At 74.1% G+C, this 20409-nt stretch carries 23 protein-coding genes; 11 read left to right on the top strand and 12 right to left on the bottom strand.

Annotated features, from left to right (window positions below; all coding sequences use genetic code 11):
- Positions 1-20: 20 nt before the first annotated feature.
- On the bottom strand, positions 21-791 hold the full coding sequence (locus ACME2J_RS15800) for a thioredoxin domain-containing protein (protein WP_495545894.1): 771 nt from the start codon (positions 789-791) through the stop codon (positions 21-23).
- Between the two features lie 58 nt (positions 792-849).
- On the opposite strand from ACME2J_RS15800, the gene ACME2J_RS15795 reads away from it, so the two are divergent.
- Positions 850-2328 (top strand): fenitrothion hydrolase, encoded by a 1479-nt coding sequence (locus ACME2J_RS15795; protein WP_495545893.1) that lies wholly within the window; start codon positions 850-852, stop codon positions 2326-2328.
- Positions 2325-2492, top strand: a complete 168-nt coding sequence (locus ACME2J_RS15790) for a hypothetical protein (RefSeq protein WP_495545892.1) — start codon at positions 2325-2327, stop codon at positions 2490-2492. The genes ACME2J_RS15795 and ACME2J_RS15790 overlap by 4 nt, the downstream gene beginning before the upstream one ends.
- Positions 2493-2513: 21 nt before the next feature.
- Here the strand turns inward: ACME2J_RS15790 and ACME2J_RS15785 are convergent, their stop codons facing one another.
- Positions 2514-2753, bottom strand: coding sequence for a hypothetical protein (locus tag ACME2J_RS15785; RefSeq protein ID WP_495545891.1), 240 nt, complete (start codon positions 2751-2753; stop codon positions 2514-2516).
- 121 nt (positions 2754-2874) lie between these two features.
- Here ACME2J_RS15785 and ACME2J_RS15780 point away from each other — a divergent pair, with 121 nt between their 5' ends.
- Together ACME2J_RS15780 and ACME2J_RS15775 are read left to right on the top strand one after the other, a co-directional pair.
- Positions 2875-3492, top strand: coding sequence for an SCO family protein (locus ACME2J_RS15780; RefSeq protein WP_495545890.1), 618 nt, complete (start codon positions 2875-2877; stop codon positions 3490-3492).
- Positions 3489-4157, top strand: a complete 669-nt coding sequence (locus tag ACME2J_RS15775; RefSeq protein WP_495545889.1) for an MOSC domain-containing protein — start codon at positions 3489-3491, stop codon at positions 4155-4157. The genes ACME2J_RS15780 and ACME2J_RS15775 overlap by 4 nt, the downstream gene beginning before the upstream one ends.
- A 19-nt stretch (positions 4158-4176) precedes the next feature.
- Here ACME2J_RS15775 and ACME2J_RS15770 read toward each other — a convergent pair whose 3' ends face one another.
- Positions 4177-4809, bottom strand: a complete 633-nt coding sequence (locus tag ACME2J_RS15770) for a response regulator (RefSeq protein ID WP_495545888.1) — start codon at positions 4807-4809, stop codon at positions 4177-4179.
- The gene (locus ACME2J_RS15765) at positions 4806-5834 is read right to left on the bottom strand and encodes a HAMP domain-containing sensor histidine kinase (RefSeq protein ID WP_495545887.1); all 1029 of its coding nucleotides are present in this window, start codon (positions 5832-5834) and stop codon (positions 4806-4808) included. Before ACME2J_RS15765 ends, ACME2J_RS15770 begins: the two co-directional genes overlap by 4 nt.
- A gap of 307 nt (positions 5835-6141) precedes the next feature.
- On the opposite strand from ACME2J_RS15765, the gene moeB reads away from it, so the two are divergent.
- The 6 genes from moeB to ACME2J_RS15735 all read left to right on the top strand — a co-directional run bounded on the left by moeB (position 6142) and on the right by ACME2J_RS15735 (position 9846).
- Positions 6142-7341: a molybdopterin-synthase adenylyltransferase MoeB gene (gene moeB / locus ACME2J_RS15760; RefSeq protein WP_495545886.1), complete on the top strand. Its 1200-nt coding sequence runs from the start codon at positions 6142-6144 to the stop codon at positions 7339-7341.
- A 23-nt stretch (positions 7342-7364) separates the two neighbouring features.
- The gene (locus ACME2J_RS15755) at positions 7365-7637 is read left to right on the top strand and encodes a ubiquitin-like small modifier protein 1 (protein ID WP_495545885.1); all 273 of its coding nucleotides are present in this window, start codon (positions 7365-7367) and stop codon (positions 7635-7637) included.
- 81 nt (positions 7638-7718) lie between these two features.
- Positions 7719-8693 (top strand): PLP-dependent cysteine synthase family protein, encoded by a 975-nt coding sequence (locus tag ACME2J_RS15750; protein ID WP_495545884.1) that lies wholly within the window; start codon positions 7719-7721, stop codon positions 8691-8693.
- Between the two features lie 55 nt (positions 8694-8748).
- Complete coding sequence (locus ACME2J_RS15745; protein ID WP_495545883.1) at positions 8749-8931, top strand: Sec-independent protein translocase subunit TatA/TatB; 183 nt, start codon at positions 8749-8751, stop codon at positions 8929-8931.
- A 13-nt stretch (positions 8932-8944) separates the two neighbouring features.
- A complete protein-coding gene (locus ACME2J_RS15740; protein ID WP_495545882.1) occupies positions 8945-9343 on the top strand; it encodes a M67 family metallopeptidase in 399 nt (132 codons plus the stop codon).
- Positions 9344-9366: 23 nt separating this feature from the next.
- Positions 9367-9846: a hypothetical protein gene (locus ACME2J_RS15735; RefSeq protein WP_495545881.1), complete on the top strand. Its 480-nt coding sequence runs from the start codon at positions 9367-9369 to the stop codon at positions 9844-9846.
- Positions 9847-9863: 17 nt separating this feature from the next.
- Here ACME2J_RS15735 and ACME2J_RS15730 read toward each other — a convergent pair whose 3' ends face one another.
- From ACME2J_RS15730 to ACME2J_RS15695, 8 genes are all read right to left on the bottom strand, one after another.
- Positions 9864-10619, bottom strand: coding sequence for a hypothetical protein (locus ACME2J_RS15730; protein ID WP_495545880.1), 756 nt, complete (start codon positions 10617-10619; stop codon positions 9864-9866).
- A 3-nt stretch (positions 10620-10622) separates the two neighbouring features.
- Entirely contained in the window at positions 10623-11543 is a 921-nt protein-coding gene (locus ACME2J_RS15725; protein WP_495545879.1) for a DUF1152 domain-containing protein, read from the bottom strand.
- A 34-nt stretch (positions 11544-11577) separates the two neighbouring features.
- A complete protein-coding gene (locus tag ACME2J_RS15720) occupies positions 11578-12207 on the bottom strand; it encodes a DUF1802 family protein (RefSeq protein ID WP_495545878.1) in 630 nt (209 codons plus the stop codon).
- Between the two features lie 666 nt (positions 12208-12873).
- Positions 12874-13755 carry an NAD(P)-dependent oxidoreductase gene (locus tag ACME2J_RS15715; RefSeq protein WP_495545877.1) on the bottom strand — a complete coding sequence of 294 codons (882 nt, stop codon included), beginning with the start codon at positions 13753-13755 and terminating at the stop codon, positions 12874-12876.
- Between the two features lie 9 nt (positions 13756-13764).
- Positions 13765-15273: a hydantoinase B/oxoprolinase family protein gene (locus ACME2J_RS15710; protein ID WP_495545876.1), complete on the bottom strand. Its 1509-nt coding sequence runs from the start codon at positions 15271-15273 to the stop codon at positions 13765-13767.
- Complete coding sequence (locus ACME2J_RS15705) at positions 15270-17138, bottom strand: hydantoinase/oxoprolinase family protein (RefSeq protein WP_495545875.1); 1869 nt, start codon at positions 17136-17138, stop codon at positions 15270-15272. Before ACME2J_RS15705 ends, ACME2J_RS15710 begins: the two co-directional genes overlap by 4 nt.
- A gap of 45 nt (positions 17139-17183) precedes the next feature.
- Positions 17184-17615, bottom strand: coding sequence for a hypothetical protein (locus tag ACME2J_RS15700; RefSeq protein ID WP_495545874.1), 432 nt, complete (start codon positions 17613-17615; stop codon positions 17184-17186).
- Positions 17616-17853: 238 nt separating this feature from the next.
- Positions 17854-19314 (bottom strand): L-aspartate oxidase, encoded by a 1461-nt coding sequence (locus ACME2J_RS15695; protein ID WP_495545873.1) that lies wholly within the window; start codon positions 19312-19314, stop codon positions 17854-17856.
- 17 nt (positions 19315-19331) lie between these two features.
- Between ACME2J_RS15695 and ACME2J_RS15690 the strand changes: the two genes are divergently transcribed.
- The gene (locus ACME2J_RS15690; RefSeq protein WP_495545872.1) at positions 19332-20360 is read left to right on the top strand and encodes a histone deacetylase family protein; all 1029 of its coding nucleotides are present in this window, start codon (positions 19332-19334) and stop codon (positions 20358-20360) included.
- Positions 20361-20409: the final 49 nt, after the last annotated feature.

The raw sequence follows: 20409 nt of genomic DNA, 5'->3' as shown, positions 1-20409 counted from the left end.
GCCCAGGCGCGGGTCCGGGCTCAGACCTGCTCGCCCGGGACCGCGCCCTGCGGCGCGAGGCCCGCGGTGAAGACGGTGCGGTGGACGGTGACCCCGTCCCCCGCACGCAGCTCGAGGACCGCGGAGGTGTGGCGAGCGTGCCGCGCGACCCGCAGGGCCCCCGGTCCCTCGACGGACACGTGCGTGCCGTCGACGCCGAGCGATCCCTCGCCGGAGACGACCACCCAGACCTCGCCGGCCTCGTACGGGCCGCTGTAGGGGCCCTCGACGTCCTCCGTGGGGACGACGAGGAGCGCCTCGGGATCGTCCTCGGGGCGGACGTAGGGGGCGAGCTCGCGCTCGACGCCGAGGAGCTCCTGGATCGCGCGCTCCGTCTCGTGGTAGCCGCCCTCGCCGTGGTGGTACTCGAAGAGCTTCTGCTGCGGATCGAAGAGGTACCGCGACGGCCATCCGCGGGTCGCGTAGAGACCCCAGACCTCGAGGTCGGTGTCGAGGCAGACGGCGTGCTCGATCCCGAGGCGCTCCACGGCGGCGCGGACGGCGTCCTCGTCGCGGCCGAGGTCGGAGCCGGGCGAGTGCACCGAGACGACCCGGAGGCCCTCCTCGCCGTAGCGGGCGTGCCACTCCTTCATGTACGGGAGGGTCCGCAGCGAGCTCGGCAGGGTGATGTCGAAGAACTCGACGAGCACCGGCCTTCCGCGCTGCTTGTCCATCCGCAGGGTCGCGACGTTGATCCACGAGACCGACGTGGGGAAGGGCGGGGCGTGGATGGTGTCGACGGGCGCGCGCACGGGCCGCGACGGTAGCACCGGGCGCGCCGTCGCGGACTCAGCTACTACGCTGTAGGAAGTGCGTCGTCCCACCCGCCTCGCCGCCGCGGCGCTCGGCCTGTCCGCGCTCGCCCTCGTCGTCGCCGTCGCCGTCCCGGAGTCCGCACTCGCGCACGGTCTCGTCGGCCGCCAGGACCTCCCGATCTCGAAGTGGCTCTTCGCGTGGGGGGCCGCGCTCGTCCTCGTCGTGAGCTTCGTCGCGCTCGCCGTCCTCTGGCCGACGCCGCGGCTCGAGAGCGAGCGGGGCCGCGCGAGCCGGCGCCTCTTCGCGCTCCCGCGGGCGCTCGAGGTCCTCGCCGGCGCCGTCGGCGTGGCGCTCTTCGCCGCGACGGTGTGGGCGGGGTACGCGGGAACGGAGACGGAGTCCGCGAACCTCGCGCCGACGATGGTCTACGTCATCTTCTGGGTCGGCGTGCCCGTGGTCTCGCTCATCGTGGGCGACGTCTTCCGCGCGCTCAACCCGTGGCGGGCGACGGCGCGTGCGGCCGCGGGGCTCGCGGCCCTCCTCTCCGGCCGTCGGCGGGCGGGCGAGCCGGAGGACGGCGCCGCCGCGGCCGGGCTCCCGGAGCCGATCCCGTACCCGGTGCGGCTCGGGCAGTGGCCGGCCGCTCTCGGCATCCTCGTCTTCGCGTGGTTCGAGCTCGTGGCCGCGGACGGGAGCAAGCCCTCGCTCCTCGCGACGCTCGCGCTCGTCTACTTCGCCGTCCAGCTCGTCGGCATGAGCGTGTACGGGATCGAGTCCTGGTCGCGCAACGCGGACCCGTTCGGCGTCGTCTTCTCGCTCTTCGCATCGCTCGCCCCGCTCGAGGCGCGCGACGGCGCGCTCCACCTCCGTCGCCCGCTCGCCGGGGCGACGCGCATCCGTCCGGTCGCCGGAACCGTCCCGCTGCTGTGCGTCCTCATCGGCACGACGAGCTTCGACGGCTTCGCCGAGGGGCCGACGTGGTCGGACATCGCGCCCGATCTCGCGCGCTTCTTCACCGAGGACGTCGGCCTCTCCGCCGAGCGCGGCATCGAGGTCACGTTCACGATCGGCATGCTCGCGATGGTCCTCGTCGTCGCCGCCCTCTACCGGCTCGGCATCGAAGGCATGAAGACGATCGGCGGCGGGGTCGACGCGACGACGCTCGGACGCCGCTTCGTCCACACCCTCGTCCCGATCGCGCTCGCCTACGTCGTCGCGCACTACGCGACGCTCCTCGCCCACCAGGGGCAGGCGATCGCCTATCTCGCCTCCGACCCGCTCGGCGACGGCTCCGACTACTTCGGCACCGCCGACTCGACGATCGACTACTTCATCACCGGCAACGCCGTCTGGTACATCCAGGTCGGAGCGCTCGTCCTCGGGCACGTCGCCGGCCTCGTCCTCGCGCACGAGCGCGCGCTCGTCGTGTACAGGCGCGTACGCGACGCGACGCGTTCGCAATACTGGATGCTCGCGGTGATGGTCGGCTTCACGAGCCTCGGCCTCTGGCTCCTCTCCGCGCAGGCGACATGACCTTCGTCCTCGCACACGCCGGGCACTGGGCCGTCTCCCTCCTCTACGTGCTGCCCGTGGTCGTCCTCGTCGGCGCGCTCGTCTGGCAGCGCCGCAAGGACGACCTCGAGGAGGACGAGGACGAGGGCGTCTTCGCCGAGGGCGCCTGGGACGACGATCTCTGACCGCGGGCGGCGGCGGGACCGTCAGCCGGCCGCGAGCGCGGCCCAGGCCGCGTCGGCGCGCTCCTCGGCCGCGACGTAGACCGCGTACGCCTCGCTGGAGCCGGGCCGCTGCCGCCACGCCCGGTAGGCGTCGAGGGACTCGTCGCGGGCGTCCCTCCACGCATCGCGCAGCGCGTCGTCGGCGGGCGCGGGACGGCGCACGACGATCTCGCGCGTGTCCTGGAGCGCATCGAGGAGGTCGTGGATGGTCTCGCGGCGCATCTCTCTCGTCCTCCGTGTTCCCGTCGCGCGCCCGGGCCACGTGCGGGTGGGCGCGAAGGCGCTCAGGAACACGGTGCGCCGGGCGCGGTCGCGGCCCCGGTCGACGGCTACCCTTCGATGAGTGCAGCTCACGCGGCTCCACCTCGTCCTCGCGACGCTCGTCGCCTGCGCGTTCTCCGCCTTGGTCGCCGTGACGCTCGCGAACCGCGGGGGAGACGCCGCGCCCGCCTCCGTCACGGGGCCCGAGGGCTTCCGCGGCGGCGTGCGTCCCGCCATCCCGCCGCAGGACTTCCGGCTGCGCGACCAGGACGGCCGGCCGGTGTCGCTCGCCGACCTGCGCGGGGAGGTCGTCGTCCTCACGTTCCTCTACACGACGTGCGAGGACACCTGCCCGACGGCGGTCCAGCAGATCCGCGGGGCGCTCGACGACCTCGGCCACGACGTGCCCGCCCTCGCGATCTCGGTCGACCCCGAGAACGACACCGCGGAGCGCGCCCGCCGCTTCCTCGTGAAGCACAAGGTCCCGAACCGGGTCCGGTTCCTCCTCGGGGACCGGTCGACGCTCGCGCCGATCTGGAAGTCGTACGGCATCGGCCCGCAGGGCGAGGACTTCGACCACTCGGCCTACGTCCTCCTCATCGACCGGCAGGGCAGGCAGCGGATCGGCTTCCCCGTCGGTCAGCTCACGCCCGAGGCGCTCGCGCACGACATCGCGAAGCTCGAGCGCGAGCCCGCGTGAGCGCGCGCGTCGTCTCCGTGCAGGTCGGCCGGCCCGCCGACCTGCCGTGGGACGGCGGGATCCTGCGCAGCGCGATCGAGAAGCACCCGGTCGCCGGTCCGGTCCGCGTCGGCCGCTGCGGTGCGGACGGCGACGAGCAGGCGGACCTCACCGTGCACGGAGGCGTGGACAAGGCGCTCTGCTGCTTCCCCGGCGAGCACCTCGACTGGCTCTCCGGCGTCGTGGGAACCGACGCCGGGCCCGGGGCCGTCGGCGAGAACCTCACGCTGCACGGCCTCGTCGAGACCGACGTGCGGATCGGCGACGTCCTCACGGCCGGCACGGTCGTCGGCGAGGTCTGCCAGCCGCGCGGGCCCTGCGTGAAGCTCGCCGCCCGCCACGGCGTGCCGGACCTCCCGTGCCTCATGGCGCGCTCCGGGCGCTGCGGCTTCTACCTGCGCATCATCGACGCAGGCGTCGTCGCGGCGGGCGACGAGGTCGCGACGCTGCGGCGGGGGCCCGGCCCCACGGTCGCCGACGTGGCGAGGGTGACGTACGTGGAGCGTGACGACCTCGCCCTCCACGACGAGGTCCTCGGCGTCGACGCCCTCGCGGCGCAGTGGCGCGCGGTCCTCGTGGCGCGGCTCGCGCGCCGGAGGTCCGGGGCCCGCGACGCGGGGCGCTGAGGCGGCGGCGGCCTGCCGCCTACGGCTCGACGAGCCCGCGGCGGATCGCGTACCGGACGAGCTCGACCCGGTCGCGCATCCCGAGCTTGCGCAGGAGGTTCCCGCGATGGGATTCCACGGTCTTCTCCGAGAGATGGAGGATCTCGCTGATCTCGCGGTTCGTGTGGGCCTCGGCGATGAGCTTGAGGACCTCCTGCTCGCGTGGTGAGAGCGGCTCGGTCGGGCCCGACTCCGGGTCGGCGAGCCACTCGCGCACGAGGCGGCGCTGCGCGGCGTTCGTGAGGAACGGCTCGCCGCGCCCGACGGCGCGGACCGCGTCGACGAGCGACTGGTCGGCCTCCGCCTTGAGGACGTAGCCGCCCGCGCCGGCCTTCAGCGCCTCGAAGAGATAGCGCTCGTCGTCGTGCATCGAGAGGACGAGGATGTCCACCTCGGGCGCCTGCGACTTGATCTCGCGTGCGGCCTGGAGCCCCGTGAGCTTCGGCATCGCGACGTCGAGGACGCAGAGGTCGGGACGGTGCTTCAGCGCCTCCTCGACGGCCTCCGCGCCGTCGGCCGCCTCGGCGACGACCTCCATGTCCGGCTGGCGCTCGAGAAGGAGCCGCAGGCCGCCGCGTACGACCCCGTGGTCGTCGGCGATGAGGAGCCTCACGACGCGACCTCGAGGACGGGGGCGACGGGGAGTCCGACGGGGACGACGGGAGGACGCACGCCGAGGTGGAGCTCGACCGTCGTCCCCGCGCCGGGTCGGGAGCGGATCTCGACCGCGCCGCCCACGAGACGGGCGCGCTCGCGCATGCCGTCGAGACCGAGCCCGCCTTCGCGGCGGGCCGCGAAGCCGCGGCCGTCGTCGCACGTGCGCACGACGACGTGGGGCGGGGTCCCGGTGCGGGTGATCTCGACGGTGACGTTGCGCGCCTCGGCGTGGCGCGCGACGTTCGAGAGGCCCTCCTGCACGACGCGGTAGACGACGAGCTGCTCGTCGGCGTCGAGGAGCGAGAGGTCGACGTCGTGCGCGACGTCGAGCCGGGGGCGGGTCCCGCAGGGCGCGCGGAAGCGGTCGAGCAGGCCGTGCAGCGCCTCGAGGAGCCCGTGGTCGTCGAGGGCGGTCGGCCGCAGCTCGCGGGCGAGGCGCAGCAGCTCGGCCATCGCCTGGCCGGCGAGCTGCTTCGTCTCGCGCAGCTCCTCGGCGAGAGGCCCGGCGGCGTCGTGGCTCGCCGCCTCGAGCCGCAGGAGGAGCCCGGTGAGCGACTGGTTCGCCTCGTCGTGGAGGTCGCGCGCGATCCGCGCCCGCTCCGCCTCCTGGCCGTGGAGCACGGCGCGGGCCGTGCGCATGCGCTCCTGCTCGATGCGGTCGAGCATCCGGTTGAACGCCTCCTGGAGGCGGACGACCTCGTCGGTGTCGAGCGCGCCGTGCTCCGCGCGCACGCCCGGACGGGCGAGATCCACGCGCTCCATCGTCGCGATGAGCCGCTCGAGAGGGGCGAACCGGCGGCGCAGCACGACGCCGTTGACGAGGATCGTCGCGAGGAGCGCGGCCGCGAGGAGGAGCTGGCGCTCGGCGGAGGCGACATCGGTGATGTCGGCGCTCGTCGTGACCGTCGCAGCGAGAACCGCCGCGCAGATGAGCAGCGCGTTGACCGCGAGGACCTGGGCGTGAAGCGACGGACGGGGCACGGGGAGGAATGGGGTCTGCACCCCATATCGGCGCCCCGGGCCGGGACCGATACCCCTGGTGAGCGGAAAGCTCCCCACCACCTCGGACCCGGACATCCGTGGGATGCGCTCGCCGGAATGCGGACCGGTCGGCGCACGTGGGCCTGTGGAGACAGCGATCGGGCGCGGCGGAACCCTCCAGCCGCGCCCGATCTGCGTGTGCCCCCGGTGGCGATGCGGCATCATGGAGGTGCTGCCCGCCCCTGCCACCGCGGGCCGCTATACTTTGTGAAGTCGAATACCCGACCGTCATTCAGGTGATTTCGCGATGAGCCCTTCGGGCGCCGAGTTCCTCAAGCAGGTGAAGAGCCAGATCCAGGAGGTCGACCCGTCGGAGGTCCTGCCCCTCCTCGGCAACGGCGTCCCCGTCATCGACGTCCGCGAGGCGGAGGAGGTCTCCGCCGGCAAGCTGCCCGGTGCGGCGTTCGTGCCCCGCGGGCACCTCGAGACGCGGATCGAGTCCGTCGCTCCCGACCGCTCGCAGCGCGTCATCCTCTACTGCGCCTCCGGCAACCGCTCCGCGCTCGCCGCGCGCACGATGATGGACGACCTCGGCTACGAGCGCGTCGAGTCGATGACGGGCGGCTACACGCTGTGGAAGGACCGCGGCTACGAGGTCGAGGTCCCGTTCCAGTGGACGGCCGAGCAGCGTCAGCGCTACTCGCGCCACTTCCTCCTTCCCGAGGTCGGCGAGGAGGGGCAGCAGAAGCTCCTCGAGGCGAAGGTCCTCCTCCTCGGCGCCGGTGGCCTCGGCTCGCCGACGGCCCTCTACCTCGCCGCGGCGGGCGTCGGGACGCTCGGCATCGTCGACGACGACACGGTCGACGTCTCGAACCTCCAGCGCCAGGTCATCCACACGACCGGCCGAGTCGGGATCCCGAAGGTCGACTCCGCCGAGGAGTCGATCCACGAGCTCAACCCCGACGTGAACGTCGTCAAGCACGAGACGCGTCTCGACGCCTCGAACATCATGGAGATCATCGGGGCCGGCGCCGACGGCGAGCCCTACGACATCGTGGTGGACGGCGTCGACAACTTCCCCACCCGCTATCTCCTCAACGACGCGACCGTCCGGCTCAAGATCCCCGTCGTGAGCGCGGCCATCCTCGGCTTCGAGGGGCAGCTCAGCGTCTTCGCGCCGTACGAGGGCCCGTGCTACCGCTGCCTCTTCCGCCAGCCGCCGCCGGCCGAGCTCGCGCCGAGCTGCGGGGCCAACGGCGTGCTCGGCGTCCTCCCGGGGACGATGGGCCTCCTCCAGGCGACCGAGGTCGTGAAGCTCGTCCTCGGTGTCGGCGACCCGCTCATCGGCCGGCTCCTCATGTACGACGCGCTCGGCGCGACGACGACGGAGCTCAAGGTCCGCCGCGATCCGGAGTGCCCGATCTGCTCGCGCGACCCGGACGAGATCTCCGAGGACGAGATGGGCGTCTTCCCGGACTACGAGGCGTTCTGCGCCTCCGCCGGCTGACCGCTCCGACTATCGTCCGCGCAATGGCCACGATCCGCATCCCGCCCGTCCTGCGTCCCGCCGTCGGCGGCGAGCGCGAGGTGACCGCCGAGGGCTCCGACGTCGGAGCCGTCCTCACGGCGCTCACCGAGGCGCATCCGGAGACGAAGTCGCAGATCTTCGGCGCCGACGGCGATCTCAACCGCTACGTCAACGTCTACCTCAACGACGAGGACGTCCGGGTCCTCGACGGCCTCGGCACCTCCGTCGGCGAGGGCGACACCCTCGTTATCCTGCCGGCGATGGCCGGCGGCTGAAGCCCCTCCGAATCACGTTCCCGCGCCCTTCTCCGGATCCTCACGGGCCGGAGTGAGGGCCTCGCTACACTTCGTAAAGTCATGGCGCTCCCGCCCCTCGAGACCCGTCCCTGCGGCGGTCGCTACGGCGACATCGTCCAGTCGATCGGGAACACACCCCTCGTCGAGCTCAAGCGGCTCTCGCCGAAGCCGGGCGTCCGGATCTGGGCGAAGCTCGAATCGGCGAATCCCACCGGATCGGTGAAGGACCGCGTCGCGAAGTCCCTCATCGAGGACGCCGAGGAGAAGGGTCTGATCCGTCCCGGGCAGACCATCCTCGAGCCGACCTCCGGCAACACGGGCATCGCGCTCGCGATGATCTGCCGCCGGAAGGGCTACAAGCTCAAGGTCGTCATGCCCGAGAACGTGACGCCCGAGCGCACGCAGCTCCTCGAGATGTACGGCGCCGAGATCGTCTACAGCCCGGGCGACCAGGGCTCCAACGGGGCCGTCGCGATGGCCGTGGAGATGGCCGCCTCGGATCCCTCGTACTACATGCCCTACCAGTACGGGAACCCGGCGAACCCTCTCGCGCACTACAACGGCACCGCCCCGGAGATCCTCGAGGAGCTCGACGGGAACATCGACGCGTTCGTCGCCGGCCTCGGCACCGGCGGCACCCTCATGGGCAACGCCCGCCGGTTCAAGGAGGAGCTCGGCGACCGCGTGAAGATCGTGGCGGCGGAGCCGATGCAGGGCGAGCCCGTCCAGGGCCTCCGCTCCCTCGACGACGGCTTCATCCCCGAGATCATCGACATCTCGCTCCTCGACCGGAAGATCTTCGTCACGAACCGCGACGCGATCGTCTGGACGCGCCGGCTCCTCGACGAGGAGGGGCTCTTCGCCGGCGTCTCCTCGGGGGCGATCGCGAGCATCGCGGTCCGCATCGCGAACGAGATGGACGAGGGCAACGTCGTCTTCATCGTCTGCGACGACGGCTGGAAGTACCTGTCGAGCGGGATCTACACGCTGCCGGTCGACGAGGTCGAGAACCTCGACGCAACCGTGTGGTGGTAAGCCACGTAGGAATGGCGACAGGACTGCGAACCGAGCTGGAGAGGATGTCGAAGTGATGCCGAACATCGGACCGATGGAGCTCGTGATCGTGCTGGTCATCGCGCTCATCGTGCTGGGCCCGAAGAAGCTCCCCGAGGTCGGGCGCTCCGTGGGCAAGGGGATGCGCGAGTTCAAGGACTCCCTCAGCGGGGACAGCCGCGACGACGAGGACGAGCGCCGCGCGCTCAACGCCGACTGACCGGCCCGACGACGTGAGGATCGCCCCGGATCTGCTCGAGCGGATCGTCGAGCACGCGCGCCGCGACACGAGCGAGGAGTGCTGCGGCGTCGTCGCGGCCCGCGACGGGGTCGCGACGGAGATCCGCGAGCTCGAGAACACCGCGCACGACCGGCGGCGCTTCGAGATCGACGGCCTGCTCCTCTTCAAGGTGCTCGACGAGCTCGAGGAGCGCGGGGAGACGATCGGCGCGATCTACCACTCGCACCTCATGTCGGCGCCCGAGCCGTCGCAGACCGACATGAACTTCGCGACCGGCTGGCCCGGCGTCGAGTGGATCATCGTCGGCCTGAAGGACGGCCAGGAGCCCGAGGTGCGCTCCTGGCTCATCGAGGACTTCGACTACCGCGAGGTCCCGCTCGAGGTCGGGTAGGCCCCGGGCGTCCTCCCAGGCCGATGAGCGCTCCGCTCGTGTGTCCCGGGTGCGGCGCTCGACACCCTCCGACCGAGCGCTTCTGCCCCGCCTGCAAGCTGCCCCTCACGTTCGGCGACGAGGACGAGCTCGACGTCGCGTCGCGTCACGAGCTCGCGCGGAAGATCAAGCCGCAGTACGCCGAGGGGAGCCTCGTCCGGGTCGCGGGCGGGCGCAACCAGGCGGAGGCCGACTTCATCGCCGGGCTGCTCCTCGAGGAGGGCATCCCGAGCCTCGTGCGGCGCTCGCGCGGCTTCGACGTCCCCGAGATGCTCGCGGCAGGGCCGCGCGACGTCCTCGTCCCGCAGTCCGGCGCGTCCGCCGCACGGGAGGTGCTCCTCGAGGCCGAGCTCGTCCCGGAGCCGCTCGAGGACGTCCGGCCGGCGCGTCTCTTCGCCGCGGTCTCGGCCGGGGTGGCCGTCGTCGGACTCGTCGTCTGGGTCGGCACCGAGCTCGCGGGCTGAGCGAGGCGCGTCGTCGCTCAGCCCGCGCCGGAGGCGATCGTGGCGAGATGGCTGCGCCACACGCCCTCGACGTGGACGACGTCGTGGCCGAAGGCGTGCCGCAGGCCGCGCTCCGGTCCGTCGGGGTGCAGGCGGCGGACGAGGTCGAGGACCGCCTCGTCCCCGCGCTCCCGCGCGAGGAGGTCGAGGACGGTGCCGCCGAGGAGGAGCGCGTCGCGGGCGCTCGGCGGGAACGACGGCTTCGGTCCCTCACGCAGGCGCCGCGCGATCGCCGGCCGTGCGTACGCCGTCTGCCCGCCGAAGTACTGCCCGGCCCCGAACGCGAGCCACGCCCAGCGGAGCGCCCGCAGCGTGCGGCCCGGCCGCCAGGGAGGGGGCAGCAGCTCGTTGTGGTGGCCGACGACGAGCTGCGCGTAGAGACCGGCCGGGGCGAGGAGCGCCATCTCGCGCGAGCCGGGGACGTTCGAGGCCCGTGCCGCGAGCCGCCGCGGGGCGAGCAGGTGGATCTCGCGCGCGGTCACCCACCCGGCGAGGTAGCGACGGGCGGCGGGGGCCGTGAGGCGCTGGGCGAGCGGCACGTACGGCTGCGCGAGGGCGAGCGCGAGCGGCGAGGTGTGGACGACGACGGCGACGTCGCGGGGGACGTCGCCGAAGGCGCGCTCGAGGCGGCTGCGCGTGTCCTCGAGGAGCTCGAGGACGGAGGTGACGTCGTCCTCGTCGGCGAGCTCGTGCCGTGCGGTGAAGCTCGGGCTCGTCGTCTCGACCCAGGGCACCGCTCAGCTCGCGCGGGCGGCGTCGCGCTCGTAGGCGAGCTCGGTGCGGATGCCGCGGGCCGCGAGGGTCGCGTCGGCGTCGAGCAGGTCGCGTGCGCCGGTGAGCGCGGCGGCGAGGCGCGCCGCGCTGCCGATCGCGGCCTCGGGGTCGAAGCAGCGCAGATCGCCCCCCGCCTCGGTCAGCTCGACGGCGCGGCGGCCGGCGCGGATGGTCGTCGTGCCCCGCTCGCCGCGCAGGCAGCGGACGGCCATGGCGCTCGCCTCGGTCGGGACCTCGGCGATCGCGGCGTCGAGCCGATCCGCGGCGCCCTCGGGGAGAGCGAGCGTCCCGAGGTCGCCCCCGGCGGCGCGCACCTCCTCGACGCGGGCCGCGAACTCGGCGGGCCGCAGCTCGCCGTCGCACCCGGCGCCGAAGACGACGAGGAGCGACTCCACGCCGACCGGGAGCGCCCGTGAGGCGGCGAGGAGGAGCGAGTCCGCGAGCGGGCTCGCGAGCCCCGGCTCGTCGCCGTGGGCGAGGACGTCGCCGCCGACGTCGAGGAGGACGATGAGGTCGCAGCCGAGCCGGCCCGCGGCGGTCACGAGCCCGTCGGCGACGGCGGCCGGACCGGGGTTCGGATCGACGATCACGGTCTCGGTGCCGAGCACGCCGGCCATGCGGCTCTCGGCGAACGCGAAGCCGCCGGGGCCGGTCGTCTCGGGGCCGGCGAGCGCGACGGCCGGGTGGAGGACGTCCCGAAGGCCGTCGATCTCGTCGAGGCGACGAGGACCCGGGAGAGGGTCGATCGGCCGGCGCTCCCAGGTGAGACCACCGACGACGCACGGGGTCCCGAGCACCTCCGAGGCGAGCGCGAACGCGAGGGCGCCGACGACGTCGCCTCCGCCGCCGATGCCGACGACGAGGGCGCGCTCGGCGGCGGCCACGCGTTCGGGGGCCGCCCCGGAGATGGGGGTCCGACTAGACGAGGGCGGGAACCTTGCCCTCGCAGATGGACGCGATCGTCTCGGACGCGCGCTCGAACTCCTCGTCGGAGAGGACCGGCGTGCCCTCGAAGGGCAGGTCGCGGTTGATCTCCAGCCAGGAGCGGCAGCCGCCGAAGTCGTCGCGCACCTTCACCGTGACCGGACGCGGGATCCGGTACGTGCGGAGGAGGAGGACGTGGAGCGGGTGCCGGCGCTTCCAGCGCAGGCGCTTCTCCGCGTAGTCCGTCGTCCAGACGTAGAACGGCGAGAGCTCGTTGACGACCCGCGGGTCGTCGATCGTGAAGTGCGCGGCGACCTCGGCCCACGCGCGGATGCGGACGCGCTCCGGCTGGGCGATGCCGCCGTCGCGCGTGAGCGCGTGGACGGGGGGCTCGCCGTCGGCCCAGACGCCCTCCTCGAGCGCGCGGCGCATCTCGGGGAGATGCGAGTCGCGGACGAGGTCGTTCTTCTGATGGTCGAAGGTCGGGTAGAGGAAGAAGCGATCGTAGTCGAGCTGGAAGTGCTTCTCCGGCTCGCGGATGCCGCCCTTGCGCAGCGTGAGAAGCTGCTCGCCTTCGGCGAGAGCGCGGACGGTGACCGCCCATTCCTTGAATGCAATAGGCATAGAGAGTTCAGGGAGAGGGGGATGACAAAGGGAATCCCGCGAGCGGTCGCCCGGATGAGCAGGCGAAGACGCGGGATGTGAAAGATGTTCGCAAATGATCCTGCGATGTGCCAAATGTTCCTGCAAATAGGGCACATTCTCGAGAGATAAAGTGGCGCGCCGGCGCTCATCTGTTCGACATCGCGGACAGATGTCTTCGACCGGATGGAGGTCGTGGCGGCTGGTGGCCGTGTCCTCGGCGTCGGCGATCGGACGGGGAGCGGACATTCCCCTTCACTCCGCAACCCGGCCTCCGGCCGTCTTGCGACGCCGTTCCGGGGAACGTCCGCTCCCCGTCCGGCGGGCCGAGGCGGCGGCCCGGGCGCTGCCTTCCCCCATCCGGTGCTCGGGGAGCGCTTCGGTGGCAGCGCGACCGTGCTGCTGCCTCCGCGGAGACCGGTCCGGCCGCGCTGCCGCCCCAGCTCCCAGCAAGCTCGGCCGTGGTCGCCGGCACCCCTGCGCATGAGGCACCGCAGAGGCCGTGCGGACGGGTGACGTGACGTTCCCCTGAACGGCGTCCGAGCCGGAGCCGGAGGCGGAGGCGAGAGTGAAGGGGAACGTCACGGCGCCCGGCCGACCGCAGACGCCGATCCGGCGATGCCGGCAGCCCACGAACGCCGGCGGCGACTACAGCCGAACCCCCGCGCGGCTCTCGATGATCTCCAGCAGCGCCGCGAAGTCCGCGTCGCCGAGGCCCCGGCGGTCCGCCTCCTCGAGGATCTCGCGGGCGGACTCCGCCAGCGGGAAGGGGACCCCGGCCGCCTCGCACTCCGCGAGGCAGAGCCGGACGTCCTTGAGCATGTGCTCGAGCTTGAAGAGGGTCGTGTAGTCGTGCTCGCGCATCGGCCCGGCCTTGAGATCGAGCATCGCCGAGCCGCCGGAGCCCGAGCCGAGGACGTCGAGGACGGCGTCGAGGTCGGCCCCCGTCGCGCGCCCGGCGACGAGCACCTGCGCGAGCGCGAGGGCGTTGATGGCCGCGGTCGCGTTGTTGAGGAGCTTCACGAGCGAGCCGTGACCGGTCGGGCCCGCGTGGACGAGCCGGGAGCCCATGAGCTCGAAGAGAGGTCGCGCCCGCGCGACGTCGGCCTCCTCGCCGCCGGCCATGATCGTGAGCGTGCCGTCCGCGGCCTTCGGCGAGCTGCCGGTCACCGGCGCGTCGACGAACGCGAGGCGCCGGTCGGCGAGCGCCGCCCCCACGCGCCGGCTGTCCGACGGGGCGATCGTCGACATGTCGACGACGAGGGCGCCGGCCCGGGCGCCCTCCGCCGCCCCCTCCGCGCCGAGGAGCACCTCCTCGACGTGGGAGCCGTCGACGACCATCGTGATGACGACGTCCGCGGCGCTCGCCGCCTCCGCGGGGGACCCGGCGACCCGTCCTCCGTGGGTCCCGGCCCACTCCTCGGCCTTCGCGCGCGTGCGGTTCCACACGGTGACGTCGTGGCCCCCGCCCGCGAGGTGGACCGCCATGCGCGAGCCCATGATCCCGAGCCCGAGGAACGCGACCTCCATGATGCGATCCTACGAGGCGCCGGACGCGCCCGGCGGCGTCCCGTGGCCGCCGCCTCCCGGCGTCTCGATCCGCAGCCGCCGGCCGGCCGCGAGCTCGCCGGACCACTTCGGCGGCAGCTCCTCGCCGTCGAGGAGCGTCCGTCCGCGCGCCCCGTCCTCGCCGCCGGCGGCCCCCGCGGGCGCGTGGCGCCGCCGTTCGGCGATGACCGACGCGACGACCGGCTCGAGGACCTCGATCTCGCGGACGAGGCCGTCGCCGCCGCGGCGGCGCCCGGCTCCGCCGCTGCCGCGGCGGATCTCGTGGCGCACGACCCGCAGCGGGAACTCGAGCTCGAGCGCCTCGACGGGCGTGTTGCGGGTGTTGCTCATCGCGACGTGCACCGCGGACGGCCCGTCGGCCTCGGCGGTCGCGCCCTGGCCGCCGCCGAGGGTCTCGTAGTACGAGAAGCGGTCGTTGCCCATCGTGACGTTGTTCATCGTCCCCTGGCCGAGCGCGCGGCCGAACGCGCGCAGGACGAGGTCGGCGACCCGCGAGGAGGTCTCCACGTTCCCGGCGGCGACCGCGGCCGGGAAGCGCGCGGCGAGCAGCGACCCCTCGGGCGCGACGACCTCGACCGGCCGGTGGGCCCCCGCGCTCGGCGGGACGTCGGGGTCCGTGAGGACCTTCATCGCGAAGACGCACGCCGACCGCGTGACGGCGATCGGGCAGTTGAGGTTGCCGCCGTGCTGCGAGGCGCTCCCCGTGAAGTCGAGGACGACGCGGTCGCCGTCGACGGTCGCCGCGAGCCGCAGCTCGAGGTCGCCCTCGTGCGCCTCGAGGACGTCGACGGCGTGCCGCGTCCCGTCCGGCATCTCGGCGAGGCAGGCGCGCGTGCGGCGCTCGGCGTAGTCGAGCACCGCCGCGGTCGTTCTCCGCAGCGCCTCCGCGCCGATCCGGTCCGCGAGCTCTCCGAGGCGCCGGACGCCTGTCGCGTTCGCGGCGAGCTGCGCGCGGAGATCGGCCCGGCGCTGCGCAGGCTGGCGCATCTGCGCGACGAGCTCGTCGATCGTCGCGGCGTCGAGGACCCGCGGCGGGATGACGACGCCCTCGTCCTCGAGCGTCGTCGAGTCGGCGGGCATCGAGCCCGGGACGCGCCCGCCGACGTCGGCGTGGTGGGCGCGGCTCGCCGCGAAGCCGAGCAGCTTGCCGGCGGCGTCGAAGGCGGGGGTGATGACGGTGATGTCCGGGAGGTGCGTCCCGCCTCGGAACGGGTCGTTGAGGATCCACGACCGGCCGGGCGCGTGCTCCTCGCCGAGGACCGCGGCGACGGCGGCCGGCATCGAGCCGAGGTGGACGGGGATGTGCTCGGCCTGCATGACCATCTCGCCGGAGGGATCGAAGAGCGCGGTCGAGCAGTCCCGCCTCTCCTTGATGTTCGACGAGTGCGCCGAGCGGATGAGGACCGCGCCCATCTCCTCGCAGGCGGCGCGCAGCGCCCCGGTCGCGACCTGCAGCGCGATCGGGTCGAGGCCGCTCACGGGTCCTCCCGGGTGAGGTGGAGGGACCCCGTCGCGTCGCGGCGCCCCGTCCACCCGTCGCGGACGACGAGGGTCGCGCCGGGGAGCGGCAGGACGGCCGGCCCGCGCACCTGGGCAGGGACGATGTCGTCGTCGTCGCGGAGGGCGACGTCCGGCCCGGGGTCGCGGTCCGTGCGCCGGACCGTGACGACCTCGATCGCCGCGTCGGGATCGCGGTAGCCGTAGCGCTCCTCGTGCAGGGCCTCGAACGCATCGCGCACCGCCGCGGGCTCCGGCGGGACGTCGCGCACCGTGAGCTCGAAGGACTGGCCGGCGTAGCGCACGTCCCATGCGACCTCGTCGGCGTCGCCGGCGGCCGCGCGGAGCGCCTCGCCGTCGAGGCCCTCGCCGGAGAGCAGCACGGTCTGCGCGTCGTCGGTCCGACGGTCGGCGGCCGCGAGCCCGAGCGCGCTGAGCACGCCGCCGTCGCGCGGGACGAGCACCCGCGAGACGCCCAGCTCCTCGGCGATCGCGCACGCGTGCAGCGGGCCGGCGCCGCCGAAGGCGAGGAGCGCGCTCTCCCGCGGGTCGACCCCGCGCTCGACCGTGACGACCCGCAGCGCGCGCACCATCTCCGCGTCGGCGACGCGGAGGATCCCGCGCGCCGTCTCCTCGCGGGCGAGCCCGAGCTCGGCGGCGAGACGGTCGACGGCCGCCGCCGCCGCGCCGACGTCGAGCCGCACGTCGCCGGCGAGCGGACGGTCGAGGTCGAAGTGGCCGAGGACGGCGTGGGCGTCGGTGACGGTCGGCTCCGCTCCGCCGCGCCCGTAGCACGCGGGCCCGGGGACGGCGCCCGCCGACCGGGGGCCGACGCGCAGCGCCCCGCCGGCGTCCCGCCAGGCGATCGAGCCGCCGCCTGCGCCGACCGTGTGGATGTCGACCATCGGCAGCGCGATCGTGCGTCCGGCGACGGTCCGTCCGGCGGACTCGGCGACGCGACCGTCCGTGACGACGCACACGTCGCACGACGTCCCGCCCATGTCGAAGCAGAGGAGGTCGCGCACGCCCGTCGCCGCGGCGAGCAGCTCGGCCGCCGCGGCGCCGCCCGCGGGTCCGCTGAGGACCGTGAGCGCCGCGTGGTCCGCGGCGACGGCGAGCGTCGCGAGCCCGCCGCTCGACTGCATGACGTCGGGGTGGGGGAGGCCCTGCTCGTCGCAGCGCGCGGCGAGGCGCCGCAGGTAGGAGCGCAGGAGAGGCGAGAGCGCGGCGTCGATCTCGGTCGTCGCGGCGCGCTCGTACTCGCGGAAGGTCCCGACGACGTCGTGCGAGAGGGAGACGTGGAGCTCCGGGAGGCGCTCGGCGAGCGCCTCGGCGAGCGCGAGCTCGTGCGCGGGGTGGCGGTCGGCGTGGAGCAGGCACACGGCGATCGCCTCGGCTTGCGTCGCCGCGACGTCGTCGGCGACCGCCCGGGCGGTCGCGGCGTCGAGCGCGCGCAGGACCGTCCCGTCGGCGGCGATGCGCTCCGGAGCGGCGATCCGGCGCTCGGGCGGGACGAGCGGCGCCGGGTGGCGGGCCTCGAGCCGGTAGAGGTCGGCGCGGTCTTGGCGCGCGAGCTCGACGAGGTCGGTGAACCCGTCGGTCGCGACGAGGGCGGTGCGCGCGCCGGCCCCCTCGAGGAGGGCGTTCGTCGCGACGGTCATCCCGTGCGCGAAGGCGGTCACCTCGCGCGGGGTCCGGCCGGCCGAGGCGAGGACCTCCTCGACCGCGGTAATCACCCCGACCGACTGGTCGTCCGGGGTGGACGGCGCCTTCGCCGTGAGGATCCGGTCGCCGTCGACGAGGACGGCGTCCGTGAAGGTCCCTCCGACGTCGACACCGAGGAGCACCCGCGCAGCGTAGAGCCGCGCGGGGCTCCGGCGACGGCCGCCGCCTCAGGCGGCGAGCCGCTCGGCCTCCTGCTCCTCGGTCTCGGCGAGGTGCTGATGCGACGGGCAGTACCCGTTGTGCGGCAGCGGCTCGCGCTGACACGCCGTCCCCCGGCGGGTCGTCGCGCGGCACTGCAGCGGGTTCCCGTGCGCGTCGACGCCGAACTCCGGCTGCTGAGCGGCGTACTCCTCCGCCCGCGTCACGTAGCCCTGCACGACCGCCCACACCCGGGCCTGTGCGGCCATCGGGAAGAAGCGGCGGATGTCGTCGAACAGCTTCCGCGCCGGACGCGCGAAGTAGTGCCGGTCCGTGGCGAGACGATCCATCGTCCGCTCACAGGACGCGAGCACCTGGGCGCGTGCGACCCGGTGGTCCGTCGCGCTCTCGTCGACGAGCGGCGCGAGCTCGCGGTAGATGGCTCGGCTGAACTGATACATGAGCGACCCTGCTCCCCTCGTTCGGGCTGGCTCCCCGTTTTCCCCGTCCCCCCGATTCGGCCCGAGACTGTGAAGGGCCGATGTGAACGCTGGGAGGAGAGTTTTGTTGAGTTCTTGTTAAGCGGCTGACCCTCCGTTCACCAAGGAAGCGGCCGCTCGGGGCCCGCAAACACTCGTCTTCTGGCCGAAGTTGCGCTCTTCGACGCAGATGAGTGCGACGGCTCGAGCCGCGGGTCGGTCAGGCCCAGGTCTCGAAGACCGGGGCGGCGTCGCCGCGCACGATCGCGTGACGACCGTCGAGCGCGGCGTCGGTGTCCGGGTGGTCGACCCGGAGGTGCGCCCCGCGCGACTCCTCGCGCAGGAGCGCGCAGCGGGCGACGAGGCGGGCGAGCGGGTGCGGATCCGCGAGGAGCCGGGTGAGCCCTTCCGCCGTGCGGGCGATCCCCGCATCGCGCCAGAGCGCGTCGCGCGTCGAGGCCTCGGGGAGGACGATCGCCGACTCGGCGGGGGGAGCGCAGAGGTGCGACGGAGACGGCGGAGCCGGCTCGCTGAGTCCGGCGTGGGCAGCGCGGGCGCCGAAGACGAAGCACTCGGTGAGCGAGTTCGACGCGAGGCGGTTCGCACCGTGCAGGCCGGTGCACGCGGTCTCTCCGACGGCGTAGAGGCCGGACAGCGAGGTCCCGCCGTCCAGGTCGGCCACGACGCCGCCCATGGCGTAGTGGGAGGCGGGCGCGACCGGGAGCCGCTCGGTCTCGGGATCGATGCCGGCCTCGCGCAGCGCGCCGACGACGTTGGGGAAGCGGCCGGGGTCGATGGCCGTCATGTCGAGCAGGACGTGCGTCGTCCCCTCGTCGGCCATGCGCTCGTGGATCGCCCTGGCGACCTCGTCGCGCGGCGCGAGCTCGTCGACGAAGCGCTCGCCGCTCGCATCGTGGAGCGTCGCGCCCTCGCCGCGGATCGCCTCCGTGATGAGGAAGCCCTCGCGGCCCCGGACGCCGATGATCGCGGTCGGGTGGAACTGGACGAACTCGAGGTCGGCGAGGGCGGCTCCGGCCGCGTGGGCGAGCATGAGCCCGATGCCGAGCGAGCCCGGCGGGTTCGTCGTCCGCGACCAGAGCGCCGCCGATCCGCCCGTCGCGAGGATCGTCGCCCGGGCGAGGACCGCACCGCCGTCCTCGAGGGCGAGCCCGACGACGCGGCCGTCGTCGCGCCACAGCGCGGAGGCGCGCGTCGGCTCGAGGATCGCGATGCGCGGCTCCTCCGCGACGAGCGCGGAGAGCTGGCGGACGACACGGCGGCCGGTCGCCGAGCCGCCGGCGTGCACGACACGTCGCACGGAGTGCCCGCCTTCGAGGCCGAGCGCGAGCGTCCCGGCGCGGTCGACGTCGAAGCGGACGCCGAGCCGGCCGAGGTCGGCCACGATGCCCGGCGCCTCGCGGACGAGGACGTTCGCCGCGCTGCGGCGCACCGCGCCGCGGCCCGCGCGCTCGGTGTCGGAGCGGTGGAGGTCGGGCGAGTCCTCGTCGGCGAGGGCGGCGGCGATGCCGCCCTGCGCCCAGTAGCTCGCGGTGTTCGCGAGCGGCGTCGCGCTCACGAGGGCGACGCGCGCCCCGGCACGCGCCGCTGTGAGAGCGGCGTAGAGGCCGGCGCCCCCTGCTCCGACGACGGCGATGTCGGTCTCGAGGACGTCGACGGCCACCCGGGTACCGTAGCCGCGTGACCGGAACTCCCGTCCTCTTCACCCATCCCTCCTCGCTCGATCACGACACCGGCGCGCATCCGGAGCGCGCGGCGCGGATCGCGGCGGTCGGCGCCGCCCTCGCCGAGCGCGACGGGCTCGGCTGGGAGCCGCGCGAGTCGCCGGCGGCCACGACCGAGCAGCTCGTCGCCGTCCACACCGCGGAGCACGTCGAGCGCATCCGCGCGCTCGCGGCGACGGGCGGCGGCTGGATCGACGGCGACACCGTCGCGAGCCCGGCGACGTACGACGCGGCGGCCCGCGCCGCCGGGGGCGCCGCCGCGATGGTCGACGCGCTCCTCGCCGAGGGCGTGCGGGCGGGCGCGTCGCTCCACCGGCCGCCCGGTCATCACGCGGAGGTCGCGCGGGCGATGGGCTTCTGCTTCTTCAACACGGTGGCGGTCGCGGCGCGCCACGCGCGCGCCTCCCACGGCGTGGAGCGCGTCCTCGTCCTCGACTGGGACGTCCATCACGGCAACGGGACCGAGGACGTCTTCCGCGCCGCCGACGACGTCCTCTTCGCGTCCATCCACGAGTCCCCGCTCTATCCGGGGACCGGGCCGGCGTCGGAGACCGGCACCGGCGCGGGGGAGGGGTACACCGTGAACATGCCCGTCCCCGGCGGCAGCGGCGACGCCGCCTTCACGGCGCTCGTCGAGCACGTCGTCGTCCCGCTGGCGCGTCTCTACCGGCCCGGGCTCGTGCTCGTCTCCGCCGGATACGACGCCCACGAGGACGACCCGCTCGCCGGCTGCGCGGTGACCGACGACGGCTTCCGGACGATGGCGCGATCGGTGCGCGCGCTCGCCGACGAGCTCGACGTGCCGCTCGGCCTCGTCCTCGAGGGCGGCTACGACACGGGTGCCCTCGCGCGCAGCGTCGTCGCGACGCTCGAGGAGCTCGCCGCCCCGGGACCCGTCGGGCCGCCGCCCGTCGAGGAGCACCCCCTCGCCGACCAGACGCTCGCGCGCCTCTCGGCGGGCGCGTGGCCCGCGCTCGGGGGCTGAGGCCGCCGAGCGGCCCCGGCCGCCGGCCCGCTTCAGCCGCCGGGCGCGG

This window comes from Paraconexibacter sp., from assembly GCF_059438195.1.
The sequence above is the reverse complement of the archived record's forward strand: the minus strand, read 5'-3'. Positions and strand labels throughout refer to the sequence as shown.

Coding starts and splice junctions, on each gene's coding strand:
- ACME2J_RS15790 (WP_495545892.1), top strand. CDS start 2,325: ATGACCTTCGTCCTCGCACACGCCGGGCACTGGGCCGTCTCCCTCCTC.
- ACME2J_RS15785 (WP_495545891.1), bottom strand. CDS start 2,753: ATGCGCCGCGAGACCATCCACGACCTCCTCGATGCGCTCCAGGACACG.
- moeB (WP_495545886.1), top strand. CDS start 6,142: ATGAGCCCTTCGGGCGCCGAGTTCCTCAAGCAGGTGAAGAGCCAGATC.
- ACME2J_RS15755 (WP_495545885.1), top strand. CDS start 7,365: ATGGCCACGATCCGCATCCCGCCCGTCCTGCGTCCCGCCGTCGGCGGC.
- ACME2J_RS15750 (WP_495545884.1), top strand. CDS start 7,719: ATGGCGCTCCCGCCCCTCGAGACCCGTCCCTGCGGCGGTCGCTACGGC.
- ACME2J_RS15745 (WP_495545883.1), top strand. CDS start 8,749: ATGCCGAACATCGGACCGATGGAGCTCGTGATCGTGCTGGTCATCGCG.
- ACME2J_RS15735 (WP_495545881.1), top strand. CDS start 9,367: ATGAGCGCTCCGCTCGTGTGTCCCGGGTGCGGCGCTCGACACCCTCCG.
- ACME2J_RS15720 (WP_495545878.1), bottom strand. CDS start 12,207: ATGCCTATTGCATTCAAGGAATGGGCGGTCACCGTCCGCGCTCTCGCC.
- ACME2J_RS15715 (WP_495545877.1), bottom strand. CDS start 13,755: ATGGAGGTCGCGTTCCTCGGGCTCGGGATCATGGGCTCGCGCATGGCG.
- ACME2J_RS15700 (WP_495545874.1), bottom strand. CDS start 17,615: ATGTATCAGTTCAGCCGAGCCATCTACCGCGAGCTCGCGCCGCTCGTC.